This is a genomic window from Thermobifida fusca YX (assembly GCF_000012405.1).
GTDB classification, from domain to species: Bacteria; Actinomycetota; Actinomycetes; order Streptosporangiales; family Streptosporangiaceae; genus Thermobifida; species Thermobifida fusca.
Genome location: NC_007333.1, coordinates 799,249 through 817,942, shown reverse-complemented (window position 1 = coordinate 817,942; position 18,694 = coordinate 799,249). Strand labels below are relative to the sequence as shown.

Sequence of the window (18,694 nt, the reverse complement as noted above, 5' to 3'; positions counted from 1 at the left end):
CTGACTGTCATGGCAACCTCCTCATGTCTAGGGCTGGGACAGAGCCTAGTCGCTCGGGTTGCTCCCGTCCCAACCTGTCAACCACTCAAGAAATGTTTCTAGAAACATAAGAAACACCAATCGAAACGGTTCTATAGTGCTCTGTGTTCACGGAAGGCATCAGGAGTCTTCCACTGCGTGAAGAGCTCTCCCATGTCTGAAATCGGCCACTTCCCCTTAACAGAGCAGACCAGCGACCGCACCGCCCACCTCTCCCGGCTCGCTGACGCCATCCGCTCCCTCGGCGTCACTGCCCTCATCGCCCTGTCGGCCACAAGTCACCCGGTGCTCTACGTCCGCACACGCACGCGGCTGGTCCCCGTTGTCGTGGTGGAGGACCTTGTCGGTAACCAGTGGTTCATCTGGGGCCGCACCGGTACCGCGCACGTCTCCCAGGTCAACCACGCCGCTGCCGCACTGTGCGGCCTCGACCGAGCGGTCACCCGTTCCCGGGTGAACCCGGTTGCTGCGCGGCGCGCCGCGTTGCGGGAGGCAGCTTGATGGACACTCCTCCCAACCCCAACGACCAGGAACCCGACCTGTCCGCACCTGGTTCTGGTCCCGGCCGGCTCACCGTCTCGGAGTTCTGGGAACTGCCCGGAGACCCTGCGTTCTGTCCCGAGCTGCGGCACCGCATCCGCCGCAGTCTCGCCGACTACCCGCACGCGGTTGACGACGCCGAACTGGTGGTAGCTGAACTGTTCGCCAACGCCTGCCACCACAGCGTCAGCGGCGATGGCGGCAAAATCTCGGTGACGCTCTCCGCCCTCCGCACTGGCCTCGTGCTCGTCACCGTCGCCGACCAGGGGCCCAAAGCAGACCCGCACACCCGCCTGCCGAGCATCCCGCACACCCGCACCGACACCGGCCTTCTTTCCCTCGGGGGACGTGGGCTGCATCTGGTAGCTGCTCTCGCCGCTGACTGGGGCCATTGGAACATCGACAGCGGCGGCTACACCGTCTGGGCGCTATTCGCCCCGCCGGGAGCCACCCGACTACCCGATCCTCCCCTCCCCGGATCTAACCTCTGATCCCGATCCCCACCCCAAGGACTTCAAGCTGCTGTGCCGCCCCCTCGCCCACACCACGGCACAGAACAAAGCCACCGGTCCGTGGCCGGTGGCCCCACACACCCGAAACTGTTTCCAGCCACCCCACCACGGGAGCTTCCATGCTCGTCAACGTTCCACAAGCACTCCAGCACAGAGACGTGGGAGGGGCGTCTCATCAAAGGACAACGGAGGCGGAGAACAGCGCAACACAGGCACTCGGAAGCCGTGTCTCCCCGCGCTGTTTACCTCGCGCGAACGAACGCGAGTGGTGCCAGGCTCGGCGCCGTCCCGGAAGCGCTCTGCAAGAGCATCTACCGCCGCCGCCCAGGAATATCTGTTGACTTCCTCCCCACGGCTGAAGCCGGGGGATTCCAACCCGTCACTGGGTCGGGCTTCCTGTTTCATCGGGCCGCGCCTCCCCGGAAGACTCCGGGGCCGGTCTTACCGGCCCTCCGCAGGCGTTTTACCTCTCCGCCAGCCCGGCGGCGAGGATATTGCGTGCGGCGTTCACGTCGCGGTCATGGGCCGCGCCGCAGGCGCACTGCCAGGTACGGACGTTCAGCGGCATCTTCTCTTGCAGGGTGCCGCACGCCGAGCACAACTTGGAGGAAGGGAACCAGCGGTCCACGACCAGCAGTTCCCGGCCATACCAGGCGCACTTGTACTCCAGCATCGAGCGGAATTCCCGCCAGCTCGCGTCCGAGATGGCGCGGGCCAGGGAGTGGTTGCGGAGCATGTTGCGGACGGTCAGGTCCTCGATCACGACCGTTTGGTTCTCACGGACGAGCCGAGTGGTCAGCTTGTGCAGGAAGTCGCGGCGGCGATCGGTGATCCGGGCGTAGATGCGGGCGACCTTCAATCGGGCCTTTTCGCGGTTTTTCGAGCCCTTCTGCTTGCGGGCCAGGGCTCGCTGCGCCTTGGCGAGCTTGCGCCGGTCGCGGCGTTCGTGCCCGGGGTTGGTGATCTTCTCCCCGGTGGAGAGGGTCACCAAAGCGCTGATACCAGCGTCCACCCCTACCGAGGACTCCACCGGGGGAAGCGGGCGGATCTTCTCCTCCACGAGGATGGACACGAACCACCGCCCGGCCGCGTCCCTGCTCACGGTGACCGTGGACGGCTGCGCACCCTCGGGAAGGGGCCGCGACCACACGATGCGCAAAGGCTCGCGCATCTTCGCCAGGAACAGCCGCCCGTCCTTCCAGCGGAACGCGCTGCGGGTGTATTCGGCCGACGCCCGGGACTTCTTCTTGCTCTTGAACGTGGGGTACTTGGCCCGCTTGGCGAAGAAGTTCGCGAACGCCGCTTGCAGGTGCCGCAATGCTTGCTGGAGCGGAACCGAGGACACCTCGTTGAGGAACGCCAGCTCCTCAGTGCGCTTCCACTGGGTGAGCATCGCGGAGGTCTCCACGTAGGAGACCCGGCGGCCCTCTTGGGTGTAGGCGCGTGTCCGCTCCTCCAACGCCTTGTTGTAGACGAAGCGGACGCAGCCGAACGTCCGGAGCAGTTCTTCGGCCTGCTCGGGGGTCGGGTAGAAGCGGTACTTGTACGCCCGCTTCACGATCTGCGCCATGTCTCACATTTTACTAGAAGATCAGTTAAGAACGATCTGCGATGGGAGGATGGCGCTTCCTCCCCAGGGCTGAAGCCCGGGGTCTCCGCGCCAGAAGAACGATGAAAACTGCTGTGCTTCCCGCCGAAGCACCAAATCCGCTCCCCCAAACCAGGCCACGCCACACCCAGCCGCTCACCCGCGCCGCGAGCCCGCTGCTCCCACGCATCGCGAACCGGAGCTGAACGTTGACCCGCCCGCGCTGATCCGCCCCTACCTGATCGCTTTCGAAAGGAGCCACACCGTGATCGCCCCGGAGATCGACCTGATATACGACCGCATGGTCGAGCGCCTGCGCGATCACCTGGCGGACCCGCCGGAGCTCCGGGAGGCGTGCATAGCGTTGGACAACCACTTGAAGGGCCGCGCCCAGCTCCCCTCCCCGTGGGCCTCGGCACGCAGCACACCGCGCTAGACCAGCCTCTCCCCACGCCCAGCCGGCACACCGGTGGGCATCCTGCTTACAGGGTGGTGCGCGGACAGCCGCTCCAACACCGTGGAACTCCGCGTACCGTGCTTCCCCCCGCGTTTCGGAGACAGGGAAAAGGCCACCGGCTGCATCCGGTGGCCTCCCCCATGCCAGGGTGCGTCCGCTGTCACCCCACCAAAACCGGTTCTTCTGCGCCGAAACCGCGGGGCAGCCGCAACTGTTCCGCATCCGTGATCGCGCCCGCCGGTTCGTCGTCGAGCCGGGCCGGACGGTACGGGTTGCCCATCGGGCACAGCAGCCACAGGCCGTACGGGGCGGTGCCGCTCTCCCGGGCCTGCTGGGCTAGCGTGCGCAGCAAGTCTCGGCCTGCCGGGTAGCGGGCCAGCGGGGTCGCCCCGTACACGAACACAGGCCGGTCCTGTCCCGCGGCGCGGATCCGGTCGCCGAGAATCATGCACGCCTCGGCAACCATGTTCCCGAACTCGGGCGGGCCGCCGGGCACGTCAGCGGCGACCACCACATCCCATGGCGGGCCGCCGTACTGGTTGATCATCTCGGTGACGACCCGCACGAACTCCGCAGACGCGTCGAACGCCGCCACATCCGGCCGGGCAGCCAACAGCTCTGCCACCCGTTCGGCCTCTGACATCCACGTCTTCACGGCAAGGTAGCCGCCGCGGGCCACCGCCTGGTCGAGGCGGCGGCGGGCACTCTCATGCTCGCTCGGCGGCTCGTATCCGCCGCCCGCACTGATCGCCGAATAGGTGATGGACCTGGTGATCGCGGTGCGTGGCAGATACCAGTACTCGGTGCCGTCCGAGGCCGTCCGGGACTCCAGGTTGGGGAAGTCTTCGCGCAGCTGCCGACGGATCACGTGCACGCCAGGCGGGTCCATGTGCGGGAAACGGGCCCGCACCCGGTCGACGATCTGCTGCGGGGTGATGCCGGGCTCGCCGAGATAGCTGGCGACCTGGACGATGTCCAGCACCCGTTTCAGGCTCAACGACCGCGGATACAACTCCAGGCGCGCGGTGGCCTGCGCGTTCTCCGAGGCTGCCGCGGCCAGCGTCACCAAGTCCACGTCGGACAGCGGGGCCATGCCCGGTTTGGTGGGCACCCCGCGCAGCCGCTGCCGCACCTCGGCGGGGGAAGGCAGCGGCGCGTCATCGTCGAACCGGACAATCCGGTCGGCTTCCCGACCCAAGGCCGCCGCATAGTCGAGCAGGTCGGCCTCGACGGGAACGGTCGGGTCGTTCTCGATGACCTGGGCGACCAGCACCTTCGGGGTGTCGCTGTGCGTGTAGAGGCGGCGCAGCACAAACACGGGCGACTCTTTTTGCTTTCGCTCTTCGCATTCGGTCACCACGCGGATCGCGGCCAGCGCATACGCTTTCCGGGTCTCCGGGATTTCTGCGCTCGTCCCCCGTTTACTCAGCAGCTCGTCTGCGATCTGCCGCACCTCGCGGACCCGGCCGTGGCGTTCCAGGATCTCCACGATGTCGTCGCGGACCGCGGTACGCAGCTGGGAAGGAGTGTTCTTCACCCAGTACTGGCGGGCCTCCGCCAAATGCCGGGACACGGTGGCCTGCTGCAAGCCGAGCCGCCTGGCCACCTCTTTCTGGGTGCGCCACACCGGTTCGGCGAGAGCGTCCTCGGGGAGGCCAAGCAGCTCCCGGACAGTGCGCACCCAGTCGCGGTTCCGTTCCGTGGTCTTCGGCAGGAACTGGCGAATGATCTTGTCGAGGCTCGCGTTCTCGAGAGCGAGCTCCTTCTCTTCCTCGCTGGCACCGTCCACGGACAGTTTTGCGCTGACCTTCGGCAGCGGTTCGGCGTGCGCCAGCTTCCTGCGCCACCGGTTGGCTTGGCGGGCCAGTTCGTTGCGGGCCCGCAGCGGCACGCCGCGCAGGCGGCGGATCTCCGCAACCGGTTTCTTCAACAGGTCGCCGACGGTTTCACAGCGCAGCAGGCGGGTTGCGGCGTCCAGCGCGTCCGGGCTCAGCCCGGCCACGACCAGCGGCGTGTCCGCGGTGGCGTTCTCTGCGTTGCGCCGCCGCGTGGCCTCGTCGTCCACCTCAGCCAGCTCCAGGCTGTCCGGGGTGGTGACCGGGGAGGCTTCGATGTTCTGGAACGCCTGCTCCCACGCTTCGCGCATGTCGGCGAGCGTGGCGAACCGCTGCTCGGGTCTGCGGTGCAGGGCACGCCGGAAGAACTCGGTGAGTGAGGCGCGCACCTGGTCGGGGAAGTCCTCTTCGCTGAGTCGCGGGTATTCGACACTGTCCGGCAGCAGGTGGGGTTCGACCCCCTCCTCGTTCCACACCGGCAGGTCGCCGGACGCCATCTCGTGCAAGGTCACGGCGATGGCGTAGCGTTCCGCGGCGCTGTCGTAGCTGCGGTTGCCTTCTGCGAGGAACGGGTCCAGGTATCCGGGGGTGCCGGCCTGGGTTTCCCGGGTGCTGGTGCCCGCGAGAGAGAAGTCGAACAGCACCAGTTCGCGGCTCTTCTTGGTGCGTTCCCGCACGCCCAGGTTGGCGGGTTTGATGTCGCGGTGGAAAACCTTCTGGTCTTCCAAATAGTCGGCGATCTCGAACAGGTCGATGCCGAATCGGCGCAGCTCCTCGATACCGAGGTTGCCTTCCTGGCGCAGGTAGTCGGCGAGCGTGACCTCCCCGGCCAGTTCCAGTTGCAGCACGGTGTGCTCGCCGATCGTCATGACCGGGTCGTCGCCGATCACCGCGACAATACGGCGGTCGCGGAGCCTGCGGAGCTGTTCCGCTTCCCGGCGGAGCTTGGCGGCGGCACTGTCGTTCACCGCCACTTTGAAAACCCGCTGTTCGCCGTTGCGGGACACGAGCAGGGCGCGGGACGTGGCGCCCTTGCCGAGGACGCTCTCCACCTTCCAGCCGTCGATGATCTCCTGGCCTTTGGTGGCCTCCAACGGGCTGGTGACGACCTCGGGCCGGGTGAGCAGCTCCTCGATTTCTTCGAGACGGCGCAGGAACTCGCGGGGGGATGAGGTGCGTTCGGTGGGGATGAGCCGGGTCGCTTCCCGCACCAGGGTGTCCATCAGCGGGTGGATGTCGTCGCTCACCGCGGCAGGGGAGAGTTCGCCGTGCTCCCGGATGTGTTCGTTGAACTCTCGGCGGTCGTTGCCCGGCGGCTGCCCTGTCAGGATGAGGAAGGTGAGCGCCCCCAGGCCGAACATGTCCAAGGCACGCGGGTCGCTGTTGGGAGCGTTGACTTCGGGGGCGAGGTAGGCCTGGGCGGCGGCCTCAATGTGTTCGACGAGGGCGTGCACCGTGGTCTGCCCGACGTGCTGGGTGTGTCCGAGGCTGCCGATCCCCTGCCGGGCCGCGGTCTGCCAGTCGGCGATCCGCAGCCGCGGATAGTGGCCGTCGAGTTCCACCCAGACGCTGCGGGCCGCGAGCGCCCGGTGGAACAGCCGGTTGCGGTGGGCGTGGTTGACTGCTTCGGCGAGCTGGCGGACCATCTCCACGCGGGTGTAGACGTCGAGGTCGGCGCCTTTCTCCTGCATGAAGTGGTCGAGACGCTGCCAGCTTTCGCGGTGTTCGAACACGACCGCGGGACGGTAGCCCTCGACTTCGACGAAGTCTTCGGCTTTGACTATGCCTTCGTGGGCGACCCCGACCAGGGAGCGGTATTCGCGTTCCGCGGCTCGCAGCACTGATTTCTTCGTCTGCTCGTCGGCGTCCGGACGGTAGTGGTAGATCCGCACCCGGGAGTGCTTGTTGGTGATAACCGTGTGCTTGCCCAGGTAGTCGGTCCACGTGGGTCCGCTGTCGAACGCCCGGCGCTGGAGAGTGTAGGAGCCGGCCGTCAGGTCGCGGCGGATCGCTTTCGCCCCGATCGTTTCCATGAGCCGGGTGATGGAGCGGAAGAACACGGGGTCGGGGCTGCGGTGGGTCCGCCGGTTCAGCAGGCCGCTCCAAATCCCGGGCAGCCCGGTCTGCTTGTCCAGTCCTTCGCGGCCGTAGACGTGCTGCCGCTGGATTTCGTCGAAGTCGCAGCGCAGGTCGGGGGCGGAGAGGAAGACGGCGGGGGTGAAGTACGGCAACCGGTAGTCGCGGATGCCGAGCTTTTTAGCGGCCCACTCCAGTTGGCTTTTGAGCTCTTTGGCTTTCTTGTCGGTGAGGTAGAGCGGGTTGTCGATGGTGCGGACCCGGTCCCCGTAGAACGTCCACGTGCTGCCGCGGTTGATGGCCCGTCCCGGCTGGCTTTTGATTTCGACGAGGAACGCCCCGGCTGGGGTGACGATGAACAGGTCGCATTCGCGGATCTGCCCGGACGCGGCGGTGAACGAGAAGCACTGCCAGGCCCGGTAGGGGTCGCGCTGCGGCATGAGCGCTTTGATGTGTTCGAGAGCTTCCTGCTCCCATGGATGTTCGGAGCGTTCCCCCCACCACCGGTCGGTCATCGACGCCCTTCCCTGATACGGACCCAGTTATTGGCGAAGGATAGCGACCTGCACAGACGGTTTCCCAGACGAAGCGGACAACCGGGAAGAGAAGTGGGCAGGCACCTCGGGGTCGTCCACAGCCTGGGGGCAACGGCCGTCGTGTCGTGCTGTGCGGCCGCATGCGTGCCGGGGACTGCGGCAAAGCCCTCGGTGCCCTGCCGCGCACAGTGGGGCGGGGCAGGGGTGCGGTGCGTCCCGCGCCGGGCGGGTGCGGTTACACCGACCACACCATGACCTGCCAGACCACGGCCAGCACGACGAGAACGGCCACGAACAGGGCGGTTGCCGTCCCCCGCCGCGGTTTCGCCTCTTTTTTGCGGACGGCGGCTTCCGACGCTTCGATGACCAAGTCCTCGGGGATGTCCCCGTGCAGGTCGGTGTAGCGGGCGCGGTACTCCTCCGGGGTGAGTTCGCGCAGCCGCCACAGGTCGCGCGTCTCCGGCACCGTGATCCCGCTCGGCCCGCTGCCGGGTGATGCCGCGACCGGGCTGGCGGGGATGCCCGCGGCCGCTCCGGCATGCTGGGGGACCAGGTGGCGGAGCTCCTGGTGGACTTCGCGGGCGGTGTGCTGGGTGAGCCCGGCGCGGGCCGCCAGCATCGCTAAATGTTCCGCGTCTTCCGCGGTGACCGTGCCTTGAGCGGCATACCGTTCCACGGCCATGCGGTAGTTGGCGAGCCCGTCGGCGCGGGGCGGCGGCGCGTCCTGCATGGCGGGAAGGCGGTCCACGAGCAGGTCCACGTGGTCGAGGGTGCCGCGGCGCGGAGTTGCGGCGCGCGGCGCGATGTCGCCCCCGCATGCCAGCATCGGCGGCACCGCGGACACGGGTCCTTCCCAGCCGAGCGGTTCCGGGGCGGTGTCGACGAGTCTCGCCACCATGGCGGCGAGCAGGCGGGCGTCCTCGAGGGCGTAGCGTTCCGCGATCGGCCACTGGCCGGTCAAGGCCCGGCACAGCGAGTCGAACCGGTAGTCGGCGTGTTCCAGGTGGGTGCGGCACGTCTGCAGTGCGCACAGGCCGGGGAGCCCGGTGACGGGGATGCCGAGCAGGTCGAACTCGGCGGCGAGGAATTTGTCGATGGCGGGCAGGTCGTAGCCGACGACGACCGCGTCGTTGAGGTAGCGGACCAGGTCCCCGGCGATCTGCTCGAATCCGGGCACGCCCGCCATCCAGGCGTCGGTGATGCCGTGGAGTTCCGTGTTTCCCAGCGGCGTTCCCGGGTTGACGAGGGTGGCGTATTCGTCGAGCACGGTGCCGTCGCCGCGCATCCGCACCACGGCCACCTCGCACAGTCGTGCTCCCCACGTCACGTCCAAGCCGGTGGTCTGCACGGCGAGGCAGGCGAAAACCAGTGTGCGGGGATCCGTTCCTCCGTCCCTGGTGAGACGGCCGTAGTGGAAAACCATAGAAAACCTCCGGGGAATGGCCTGCCCCGAGGATCGTACGCCTTTCTCCCCCTTAATGAGAGCGAAAACGGAATTTTCGGGTCATTGCCATGTGTCGGCGGGAATGGTGGGGTTCGGAGCCATTCAGCGGTGTCACCCCAGGTCGTTAGAGGTATGCGGGGCCGGTTTGCCGGGTACGGCCGCTAGGTGCGGCTCTAGGGGGTTTCTCCTGGAATACTGGGTTTCCCCGTACTCTGTCCGTGGCCGAGATGTTTCACGGGGAACTGCACCGGTGCGGCGCCCGCTGGGCCGCACCCCCTTCGACAGGTCGGGAGTCCCACAGGTGACCGGTAAGGAGCTCAGCCCCTCCGCGCACCAGAAGAGCGAGGTCCGCAACGTGCTGCGTGCCCTGGTGGCGGACGGGTGGACGCTCCGCGGGGAAGGTCACTGGGGGCGGTTGCACTGCCCGTGCGGGTGTTCCGCTATCCAAGTGCCGGGCACGCCCCGCAATCCGGGTCAGGCGGCCCGGCGCATCCTGCGGGAGGCGCGGCGCTGCCCGCTGCCGCAGGACGATCCGCGTCGGCTCCGGCCCCGGTCGGACAGCTCCCCCACCTCGTCGCGTTGACGTTTGTCAACAGCGATGCGAGACTGGACCATGGCTGGGCGTCTGCCTTCCCCCGCCCGTTGCGCCCACCCTTCGGAAAGGGACCGCTGTTGCCCGACTACGAATTCATTTTCGTGGTCGACGGGATCACTCTCGACGACCACGCCGCCGTCAACGCTCTCACTGACGAACTCGACGCCGTGCTGTCCTGCTCGCACGGCGTGCACCGCATGACGGTGTCGGGCAGCGGGCCCGACGCGGTGACTGCGGCCGGGTCCGTAGTGGCGCGGGCGCGCGCCCTTGTGCCCGGCATGCGGATCCTGCGGCTCGACCCCGACCTGGTCGGCGTGTCCGACATCGCGGAACGCACCGGCCGCAGCAGGCAGAACGTCACCCAGTGGATCCACGGGCAGCGCCGCGACGGTGTCCCCTTCCCCGCCCCGGAAGGCACGGTCGGCCGGTCCCTGGTGTGGCTGTGGTCAGACGTCAACGCCTGGCTGCGCGGTATCGGCTTGGACGACGGGGAGGACCGGCCCACGCGGGACGAGGCCACCGAGATCAACTGGCTGCTCCGGCACGGGGTGCCGCCGGTACACGTCAACGTCGACGTGGACTTCGATGTGCTGCCTGGGCGGGAGGACACGCAGCGCATCGCCGCGCTCCTGGTGGAGCACGCCCGCATGACTCCCCGGTTCATCGAATACCTGCTGCGGCATCCCCAGGTGCGGGATGCCCGCGGCCGCTCCACGGTCGTGGTGTGCTCGCCGGAGCACCTGGCCGCGGACGTGTTCGCCCGGTTGCGCGCCTATGGGCGTCCCGTCGTGGTCGCCACTATCACCACGGGGGTGTTCGCCCAGGTGATCAGTGCGTCCCGGCGTCCCGGCAGCACGCCGGTGGAGCTGCCGCCGGGGGCGACGGTGCGGGACTGGATCGGCCTCATCGCCTTGTACCCGGACCGGGAGTTCTCTGTCGGCTCCGACGACCTGGGTGCGATCGGGGAAAGCGACCCGCTGGAATTCGCGTCGCGGTGACCGTTCCGCTGCTCGTCGGCCGCACCACTGGCACGAGCTTGCTTTCCCGGTGTTTTTCTGCGCGTTTCCGGTAATGGCGTTCCCCACCACCCCCATTTACTGTGATGTACATCACTCTTTGGGGCTGGTGTGACCGGTGAGGTTCCCGGTTCCCCGTTCCCGCAGAGGAATGCGGCAGGGGTGGCCGATAATGGTCCGACGGTTAACGTTCTGCCCGACAACGCACGGAATGGGATTTCAGACGTCAATGGACCCGGACGCGACTCAGGTACTGACCTGGACCGGAGAATTCGCCAGCCCCGAAGCCCCTCTCCCGCAGTGGGAAGCCGACGTCCGCGGCCAACTCCACGCAGCGTTGGAGCGGTTCACCGGGCCCTTGCAGGACCTCATCGACCGGGACGCCAACGAAGGCGACACCCGGCTGCTGGTCACCGACTTCTTCAGCGACGGGCTGGGCTACAACAAGTACGACGAGGTCACCACCGAATACCGCACCAAGAACGAGTCCGTCGACTACGGGCTGAAGGTGGGGGACGACGTCTTCGCCCTCGTCGAAGTGAAACGCTGCGGCCAAGACCTCAACGCGCGCAGCCTGCGCCCCGCCCGGCTCAGCGCTGCGGAGGAAGGCGTCCAATGGCTGGTGCTCACCAACGGCCGCAACTGGGAGGTCTACTACGCGGAGACCGCTGAGGACTCCCCCATGCGGATCCTCGAGGTGGACCTGCTCGGCGACGCCGACCCCAAGGCCAAAGTGGACGCGCTGTTCCACATCAGCCGCGCCGGAGTGGTGAGCGGACGGCTGGACACGCTGCTCAAATGGCGGAAGGCGCTGCTGGGTGCGCCGCTCGCCGAGGCGCTGCAGAGCCCGACCGTGCTCGAAGCGATCCGCGCTGAGGTGCGGAACCGCACTGAGCACGTCGGCCACCTGGGGGACTTGGACGACGTGCTGCACGCTCTCCGCAAAGAAGTCATCCCGCCCCGGCTGTTGAACTGACCCCGCTGCCCGCGATTCCGGGCAGGGCGTCGACACGGCTCCGGTCGGCAGCGCGGGCAGGCGCTGCCAGCCGGAGCCGGTATCCATCCCGTGTGTGCGGCGGCAGCGCCGCTTTTTTCGTGCCCGCGGCCGGAATGCCGTGCCGCGCCAGCCCGGCTGCGGGGGCAGTACCGGGCCGAGACACCTAGCCTGAAACGCTGCGGCTGCGTTGCGGGACGGGCAAGGACCACCCGCCCCGCAACGGGAAGCGGGTTACTTCAGGGCCGCGTCCAAGGTGATGGGAGTGGCCGCCAGCGCCTTGCTCACCGGGCAGTTCTCCTTGGCGCCCTCGGCCGCCTTGACGAAGTCGTCGGCGGAAATCCCCGGGACCTCGCCGCGGACCACGATGTGGATGCCCTTGATGCCCTCACCCGGCTGGAAGGTGACCTGGGCTTCGGTGTGCAGCGACTTCGCCGGGGTGCCCGCCTTGGCCAGGGCGTTGCTCAACGCCATGGAGAAGCAGGACGAGTGGGCGGCCGCGATCAGCTCCTCGGGGCTGGTGAGGCCGCCGTGCTCCTCGGCACGGGCCTTCCAGGTGACCTTCTGCTGGGGCAGGTTGGACGAGTCGAAGAAGACCGTTCCGCTGCCCTCGAACAGGGTCCCCTCCCACACAGTGTGGGCGTGAGAGACGAGCGCCATGGCAGACTCCTGAATCTCTGTTGTCGTATTCCAACGTGGCTGTTCGACCGGGGGCGCGGTACTCCCGGCCCGGCGCACCCGCGGATGCACCGGAAACGATCATTCCTGATCCTCTGGGGATTGCGGTACGGCAGGGGCCTAGAACACCCCCGCACTTTCGCGCGCACACCGGTAACAGTACGGTGACGGTACGCAACCCCGGGCGCGCCTCTACCCTGCCGCGCCCCTGTTGACGCACCCCTGCAGCAGGAAAAGGGGGGACGGCACCGACCGTTCATCCCCGCTCCCAGATTGGTTTAGACCTTTTTGTCTACGATGAGAGCGCTCCCAGGTGTGAGGAGCACGCGACTCCCGGGCGAGAGCGGCGTCCGGGATCGACCACCGCCGACCCTGAAGAGAGGGCGCATGATCCTCACAGTTACTCCCAATCCCAGTGTCGACCGCACCCTGGAGATTGACACCTACGTGCGCGGTGCGGTCATTCGCATCCACAACGCGATGGCGCACGCCGGAGGCAAAGGCGTCAACGTCTCCCGTGCCCTGCGCAACCACGGTGTCCAGACGGTTGCCGTGCTTCCCGTCGGCGGTGCGGAAGGAGCCCAGCTCACCGCCCTGCTCGGCGAGCACGGTATCGCCGCGGTGACTGTTCCCGTGGCCGCGGTCACCCGGTGCAACATCACCACCGCGGAAACCGACGGCACCACCACCCAGCTCAACGTGCCCGGCGCATCGCTGAGCGAAGCCGAAGTCGCGGCCCTGCTGCGTGCCGTCGAATCCCAGTTGCGGCACCACCCCAAGTGGCTCGTGGCGGGCGGCAGCCTGCCGCAAGGCACCCCCACCGACTTCTATGTGCGGCTGTCCGTGCTGGCCCGCCGCTACGGGGTGCCGATCGCCGTGGACACCTCCGGGGAGCCGCTCGCCGTGACTGCGCGGGCCGGGGCAGCCAACCTGCTCAAACCCAACCACCACGAGCTCGCGGAACTCCTCGACCGGGAACTCACCACCCTCGGCGACGTGGTGGACGCCACCCGGGAAGTGCTGTCCTGGGGCAACGACGCGGCCCTCGTCACCCTGGGCAGCTACGGGGCGCTGCTCGTGGAACCGGACCGCTTCTGGTGGGCGGGCGGACCGCCGATCGTGCCGCGCAGCACCGTGGGCGCGGGCGACAGCACGCTCGCGGGCTTCCTGTTCGACGACGGTGCCCCGGAAGAACGGCTGCGGCGCGCCGTGTCGTGGGGCAGCGCAGCAGTGGCCCTGCCCGGCACCACCATCCCCGGTCCCGCGGACATAAACGACGAAGGGGTCGTGGTCGTCCCCGAACCCGACCTGTCCCTGCCCATCACCGACCTGCCCGCGAAACTCGGCTCGGAAGCCGCGCGCAGCAGGCCATGAACAGCCGTGGGCCGCGCCGTGGCCGCCGTCCCCCGTTGCGGGGAGCGGCGGCCCGGGACCGGCCCCGCGGGCCCCAGTACGGCAGCGGGCGGCACGCGCAACGCCCGGGCGGAAGCCAGGAATAATGAGCGTCTGACTGCCTTGTTTCGCCCCTGGTGGCACGGCTTTCGAAGGAGGGGCACAGCGGTGGATGTCCGTACCCTGGCAGCCCGCATCCGCAACTCAAGCTACGGTCCGGCCAGCCCGGAAGCGGTGAAACGGCAAACCGTGGCGATCGCCCAACGGCTGACCCGGTACGCGGCAGAGTTCGGCTACAACCCGGCCGCATTGGAACCGGAGCAGGCCGACGCGTTATCCGAGGTCTACCTCGCGGAACGGGACGTGCCCGTGGTGGAGGCCGACCACATCCGCGAACTGTACGAGGCACACGACATGGATGCGATCCCGTACAACGACGACATCGCGGTGCTGGCGATCGACCCGGACGTGTGGGACGACTACGCGGTGATGAGCGCGGGCGAAGCCCTCGTCAAAGGCATGCGCACCGTCTACCACGCGCGGAAGCTCGCCGAACGCCTCGCGGGCGCTGAACTCACCGACGAGCTCGCCGAAGAGATCGCCTGGGAAATCACCAGCGAAGTCTCCCCCTACTAAGCGGTCTGCTCACCCGGTCTGGCAGCCCGGACACCAGTAGAGGGAGCGTCCCGCCAGCTCGGCGGAGCGGATCGGGGTGCTGCAGACCCGGCACGGCTGCCCGGTCCGGTAGGCCACATAGTGGGCTTCTTCGCGGGGGATGTCCGGTCCGGGATGGGTGCGGTGCTCGGGGCGGGTGGTGATGATCCGGCCGTCGCGCACCCCGTCGCGCAGCAGGTGGACCAGGTCCGCCCACAGCGCCTCCCACTGGGGTTCCGTAAGGTCGCGGCCCGGTCGGTAGGGGTCGATGCCCGCGCGGAACAGGGACTCGGCCCGGTAGATGTTGCCTACCCCGGCGATCACGTCCTGGCGCATGAGCAGCACCGCGATCGCGGTGCGGGACCGGCGGATCTTCTGCCACGCCGCGGCCGGGTCGGCGTCCGCGCGCAGCGGGTCCGGGCCGAGCCTGGCCTGCACCGCCTGTTTGCCTGCCGGGTCGATCACCTCGCACGCGGACGGGCCGCGCAGGTCCGCCCACGCGTCCGCGCTGACCAGCCGCAGCCGCACCGCCCCGGTCGGGGGCGGCGGGACCACGAACCCGTCCGCGTCCCGCTGCAAGGCCCGTTCCGTGCCCGCTTCGGTGCGCGGCGCGCCCAGGCTGCGCTCCCCAGTGGCGTCCCCGAACGTCCACGCCCCGTACAAGCCCAAGTGCACGCGCACCCATTCGCCGGAGTCAAACCCTAAGAACAGGTGCTTGCCGTGGGCTTCCGCCTCCCCCAGCACCCGGCCGTCGATCCGCTGCGCCCCTTCCGCGAACCGCCCCTGCGGGCTGGCGGCGCGTACCCGTTGTCCCCCGAACGTCTTCGTGAAGTGGATCGCTAGTCGGTGCAGCGTGTGGCCTTCGGGCACGGTGGTGTCGCCTCCTCCACTCCTCGCAGCCACCTCACGCGATTGTGCTGGCGATTGCACCCTACTTGACCGTTGTGCGGCATCCGCGTGGTGTGCGGGGGTGGGGAGGTTCAGGCCTTGCCGAGCAGGATCTCCTTCGCCAAGTCCACGGGGTTGTGGAGGCAGCGCCACAAGGGGACGCGCAGCACGGGCAGGTCGGTGACCTCCCGCAGCCGCTGCTGCCGGTCGAGCAGGCGGCGCAGGCCGCGGCCGTCCCGGGTGCGGTCCACGAGAATCAGCATCTGCCCGAGCGGGGTGGTCACGCACAAGTCCACGCGGTAGCCGGCCACAGCCACATTCGTCTCCACTTGGGCGGCCAGGTCGCTGAGCGCGTGCAGCAGAGGGCGCGGCACTTCGCTGTCCGCGGCCTCCCCGGTGCCGGTCTCCGCGGCTTCCACGACTGCGGCGGGCACTCCGCCGCCCGCTGCCCACAGGGCGCGGTCCCCGACCACGACAAGCTGGGCGATCGTGCCGGTGAGGATGGGATGCCACCACTGGGCGGTGGCGAGGGTGCGCGCCACCGTGCGGTGCGGGGTGTTCTGGCTCAGCACGGGGGAGACCACGAGCGCGTCGCACGGCTGGGCGCCGAACGCCTGCGGGGAGTCCACGCGGATCTCCCGCGAATAGCGGCGGCGGCCGGTCAACTGCCGCAGCAGCGCGCGCTGCCCCGCGAACGGGCTGGTCACGCCGAGAGTGGCTTCGTCGGGGAGGCGGAGGTCGAGCGCGGTGAGGACCGCTGCGACCCGGTGGGCCTCCGCGCGGTTCACATACGAGCCGTCCTCGTCCGTCTCATACTCCCCGGTCACGTCGTGCCACTGCACGGGCCGGGCCGGGTCCCCGGGCAGGCTCCACGGGTCGGTAAGCACCGTGGACTTGCCGCCGTAGCAGCACCGGTCCGCGAGCGCAGCGATCGCAGGCTGGGCCCGGTCGTGCTCGTCCAGCCACAGCACCCGGCCCCCGGTTTCCGTGCGGATGCGGGCCAGCGCCTGGTAGGCGGAGACGGTTTCCGGGCCCCGCCTGCCGAGCAGGGGCGTGCTCCCGGCTGCTGCCGGGTCGCCGATGATGAGGGCGCGGCGGGCCCGGTACAGCAGCGGCAGCACTTCGCGGATGCCGCACCGTTCCGCCCGGTCCACGATCACCAGGTCGAACATGCCGGCGCGGGGCGGCAGTTCGTGGTCCTGCCCCACGGCGACCGCCCACACCGGAGTGGTGGGCTCGGGCCGTTCCGCGCCGTTGCTGCTGCGGGTGTGGCGGGCCCGGGCGTGCACGGCGAGGTAGGCGGCGCTGGACCTGCGGTGGGCTTCGAGGGCCGCGACCAGGTCCGCGTACAGCTCGTCAAGAGCGGTGGCGCGGCGGCGCGCGTCCAAAGCGGCACGCCACTCCTGTTCCACGCGGGCGATCTGGCTGATCCGGGCGAGCACGGCCGGATCGGTTCCGGCCGCCATCCGCCGCGACGCGGTCCGCTGCCGGGAGCGGAAAGGGAAGCGCTGGGAGGCCTGTTCCGCCCAGCGCAGCCACTCGCGTGGACTGGTGGTGCGGAACAAGGCCTTGGGATCCCAGCCGGCCGCGATGATCTGCCCGCGCGCTTCTGCGAGGAGAGCTAGGTCGCGTTCGATGCGAGCGATCGCATCGATAGCTGCGCGGGCCACGCACACCGCGGCCCAGTCTCGGTAGAGGGCGGTGCGCGCCTCCGTCTCCTCCTCGGCACGGGTGCGGCACTCTTGGAGGGTGCCGTGCCCCGAGCCGCGGCCGCGCACCGCTGCTGGTCCGCCCGCGACCAGGTGCGCTGTTTCCAGTTCGGTGCGGACTTCGACGGTGAACGCGTCAGCGGACGCGGTGTCGGAGGCGACGAAGAGCACGCTCTGCCCGGAGGCGACAGCGGTGTGCGCGACCGCGGTCGCCAGGGTGTGTGCGCCGTTGCCGGGCGGGGCCGCCACCACGGTGAGGCGGCGGGTCATCGCCGACTCCACGGCGCGGTGGTGGGATTCGCTGACCGGGGCGGCGCTGATCGGGATCGCGGGGTCCCCTCTTCTCCCCGGTTCGGGGACGTGGGCGAGGCTGGCGAGCGCGGTGTCGCCGAACCGGGCCACGTCCAAGCCTTCGACCACGGCCAGGTCGGTCAGCAGCGACCGCGGGTCGGGGTGCTGGCCGTTGGCGTGGGGTTGTTGCCTCGGGGTGGGCGGGCCGCCGGGCTGGCGGGCCAGTGGCACGGGGGGTGCGTCGGTGATGAGCACGGGCCGGGCGTCCCCGCTCGTCGCCCGGTTCAGGTATTCACTCAGGTCTCCGGTGTCGATCCAGCCGTCGCCGTCCCGGTCGGGTGCGGCCCCGCGCAGGGCGCGGGCCACGTGCAGGCTGAGCGGTGTGGCCGTGGGATAGCCGACTCCTGGGGCGGCGAGCACGGTGCAGCCTTCGCGGGGGAATGCTCGCCGCAGGTCGAGTTGGGGGACTGTCGCGGTGAAACCGTCCGGCCCGTCGTCGAACCAGCCACTGTAGCCGCAGTCGAGCAGGATGACTGTGCTCCGGACCGGGGCGGTCTGGATCACTTCGCTCACCGTGTCCAAGAGCACGGCCCCCGAGACGAACCGGCGTCCCCGGGCGGCGGGGAAGCACAGGCGGCCGTCGCTGTCCCGCACCACGACGCCGTGCAGCGAGAGCAGGAGCACGTCGGTGGGTTCCGCTGCCGAGAAGAAGGAGCGCAGCTCCTCCACCATGCGGGTGCGTCCCGGGTCGTCCAAGGCGCGGACTTCGTCGAACGCGATGTCGGTGAGTGCCGAGCCCAGCGCTTCCACGCCCAGCCGGATCGTGGCCTCGTACCCGGGCCTGTCGCCGTGGGCGGTGGCTGCGATGAGGAGCGCCCTGCGTGTCCGAGGCCTCATCGCCGTCCCGTTCCGTGCCCCGTCCCCGGCGTGAACGGTGGAGGAAATGTGTGGAATAACCGCACGTGACACCTCTGTTCCCACTGACCGACCAAAACCGGACTGTCAGGTGACGAATGAGTCACTCAAAGCGACTTATCGCATTCTCGCGATCGATAGTCCCATGTGTGGTACGTATGCGAAAAATATCCGGACGGATTCTCCGAACCGGGGTGTACCACCACGCGTGCACAACGGTAATCCCGGGTAGGGAGCATTCGCGCCGCCTGGGCCAGAGTCATCTCATACCGTGTTCCGATTCTGGGTGTGTCCGACACCGTACCGTGTCTCCGCTCCTGGGTGTGCCAGTGTGCGGTGTGCTGCTTTTGATTCTCGCCTCTCCGCGGGCTTTCACGGTACTCCCCGACACAGGGGTGATTTCCTTATTTCTGGATCGTCTTTCCTGGTCAGATCGGGTCTGACCGTGTTCAGGAAGGTGTGCGCTGCGGTTTGTGCTCCACATCCACTGCCCGTCAGATTTTCCAGTATTACCGGTATGCCGCTTTGACGAATT

Annotated in this window: 14 protein-coding genes; 8 read left to right on the top strand and 6 right to left on the bottom strand. The window is 68.6% G+C overall.

The window, feature by feature from the left end:
- The first annotated feature begins 192 nt into the window (after positions 1-192).
- Positions 193-540, top strand: coding sequence for a hypothetical protein (locus TFU_RS03520; RefSeq protein ID WP_049754919.1), 348 nt, complete (start codon positions 193-195; stop codon positions 538-540).
- Positions 540-1,070, top strand: a complete 531-nt coding sequence (locus TFU_RS03515) for an ATP-binding protein (RefSeq protein WP_011291151.1) — start codon at positions 540-542, stop codon at positions 1,068-1,070. The genes TFU_RS03520 and TFU_RS03515 overlap by 1 nt, the downstream gene beginning before the upstream one ends.
- Positions 1,071-1,554: 484 nt before the next feature.
- Here the strand turns inward: TFU_RS03515 and TFU_RS03510 are convergent, their stop codons facing one another.
- Positions 1,555-2,661, bottom strand: coding sequence for an RNA-guided endonuclease InsQ/TnpB family protein (locus tag TFU_RS03510; RefSeq protein ID WP_011291150.1), 1,107 nt, complete (start codon positions 2,659-2,661; stop codon positions 1,555-1,557).
- A gap of 283 nt (positions 2,662-2,944) precedes the next feature.
- Here TFU_RS03510 and TFU_RS16155 point away from each other — a divergent pair, with 283 nt between their 5' ends.
- A complete protein-coding gene (locus TFU_RS16155; protein WP_011291149.1) occupies positions 2,945-3,115 on the top strand; it encodes a hypothetical protein in 171 nt (56 codons plus the stop codon).
- Positions 3,116-3,296: 181 nt separating this feature from the next.
- Here the strand turns inward: TFU_RS16155 and pglW are convergent, their stop codons facing one another.
- Complete coding sequence (pglW, locus tag TFU_RS03505) at positions 3,297-7,562, bottom strand: BREX system serine/threonine kinase PglW (RefSeq protein ID WP_011291148.1); 4,266 nt, start codon at positions 7,560-7,562, stop codon at positions 3,297-3,299.
- A gap of 256 nt (positions 7,563-7,818) precedes the next feature.
- Positions 7,819-9,006 carry a 3'-5' exonuclease gene (locus tag TFU_RS03500; protein ID WP_016188295.1) on the bottom strand — a complete coding sequence of 396 codons (1,188 nt, stop codon included), beginning with the start codon at positions 9,004-9,006 and terminating at the stop codon, positions 7,819-7,821.
- Positions 9,007-9,328: 322 nt separating this feature from the next.
- Here TFU_RS03500 and TFU_RS15730 point away from each other — a divergent pair, with 322 nt between their 5' ends.
- From TFU_RS15730 to TFU_RS03490, 3 genes are all read left to right on the top strand, one after another.
- Positions 9,329-9,610 (top strand): hypothetical protein, encoded by a 282-nt coding sequence (locus tag TFU_RS15730; protein ID WP_081430390.1) that lies wholly within the window; start codon positions 9,329-9,331, stop codon positions 9,608-9,610.
- Positions 9,611-9,699: 89 nt separating this feature from the next.
- Positions 9,700-10,620 carry a helix-turn-helix transcriptional regulator gene (locus tag TFU_RS03495; RefSeq protein ID WP_011291146.1) on the top strand — a complete coding sequence of 307 codons (921 nt, stop codon included), beginning with the start codon at positions 9,700-9,702 and terminating at the stop codon, positions 10,618-10,620.
- A 247-nt stretch (positions 10,621-10,867) separates the two neighbouring features.
- A complete protein-coding gene (locus tag TFU_RS03490) occupies positions 10,868-11,614 on the top strand; it encodes a hypothetical protein (RefSeq protein WP_011291145.1) in 747 nt (248 codons plus the stop codon).
- A gap of 252 nt (positions 11,615-11,866) precedes the next feature.
- Here TFU_RS03490 and TFU_RS03485 read toward each other — a convergent pair whose 3' ends face one another.
- Positions 11,867-12,292: an OsmC family protein gene (locus TFU_RS03485; RefSeq protein ID WP_011291144.1), complete on the bottom strand. Its 426-nt coding sequence runs from the start codon at positions 12,290-12,292 to the stop codon at positions 11,867-11,869.
- Positions 12,293-12,697: 405 nt separating this feature from the next.
- Here TFU_RS03485 and pfkB point away from each other — a divergent pair, with 405 nt between their 5' ends.
- Together pfkB and TFU_RS03475 are read left to right on the top strand one after the other, a co-directional pair.
- Complete coding sequence (pfkB, locus tag TFU_RS03480; RefSeq protein ID WP_011291143.1) at positions 12,698-13,684, top strand: 1-phosphofructokinase; 987 nt, start codon at positions 12,698-12,700, stop codon at positions 13,682-13,684.
- A gap of 186 nt (positions 13,685-13,870) precedes the next feature.
- On the top strand, positions 13,871-14,338 hold the full coding sequence (locus TFU_RS03475; protein WP_011291142.1) for a hypothetical protein: 468 nt from the start codon (positions 13,871-13,873) through the stop codon (positions 14,336-14,338).
- 9 nt (positions 14,339-14,347) lie between these two features.
- Here the strand turns inward: TFU_RS03475 and TFU_RS03470 are convergent, their stop codons facing one another.
- Together TFU_RS03470 and TFU_RS03465 are read right to left on the bottom strand one after the other, a co-directional pair.
- Positions 14,348-15,226, bottom strand: coding sequence for an Fpg/Nei family DNA glycosylase (locus tag TFU_RS03470; RefSeq protein WP_011291141.1), 879 nt, complete (start codon positions 15,224-15,226; stop codon positions 14,348-14,350).
- A 110-nt stretch (positions 15,227-15,336) separates the two neighbouring features.
- Complete coding sequence (locus TFU_RS03465; RefSeq protein ID WP_011291140.1) at positions 15,337-18,141, bottom strand: DEAD/DEAH box helicase; 2,805 nt, start codon at positions 18,139-18,141, stop codon at positions 15,337-15,339.
- Between the last annotated feature and the right edge of the window lie 553 nt (positions 18,142-18,694).

Bases quoted from the DNA above. Each gene is read 5' to 3' on its own strand.
- pglW (WP_011291148.1), bottom strand. From the start codon at position 7,562: ATGACCGACCGGTGGTGGGGGGAACGCTCCGAACATCCATGGGAGCAG.
- TFU_RS03500 (WP_016188295.1), bottom strand. From the start codon at position 9,006: ATGGTTTTCCACTACGGCCGTCTCACCAGGGACGGAGGAACGGATCCC.
- pfkB (WP_011291143.1), top strand. From the start codon at position 12,698: ATGATCCTCACAGTTACTCCCAATCCCAGTGTCGACCGCACCCTGGAG.
- TFU_RS03515 (WP_011291151.1), top strand. From the start codon at position 540: ATGGACACTCCTCCCAACCCCAACGACCAGGAACCCGACCTGTCCGCA.
- TFU_RS03490 (WP_011291145.1), top strand. From the start codon at position 10,868: ATGGACCCGGACGCGACTCAGGTACTGACCTGGACCGGAGAATTCGCC.
- TFU_RS03520 (WP_049754919.1), top strand. From the start codon at position 193: ATGTCTGAAATCGGCCACTTCCCCTTAACAGAGCAGACCAGCGACCGC.
- TFU_RS03485 (WP_011291144.1), bottom strand. From the start codon at position 12,292: ATGGCGCTCGTCTCTCACGCCCACACTGTGTGGGAGGGGACCCTGTTC.
- TFU_RS03510 (WP_011291150.1), bottom strand. From the start codon at position 2,661: ATGGCGCAGATCGTGAAGCGGGCGTACAAGTACCGCTTCTACCCGACC.
- TFU_RS03465 (WP_011291140.1), bottom strand. From the start codon at position 18,141: ATGAGGCCTCGGACACGCAGGGCGCTCCTCATCGCAGCCACCGCCCAC.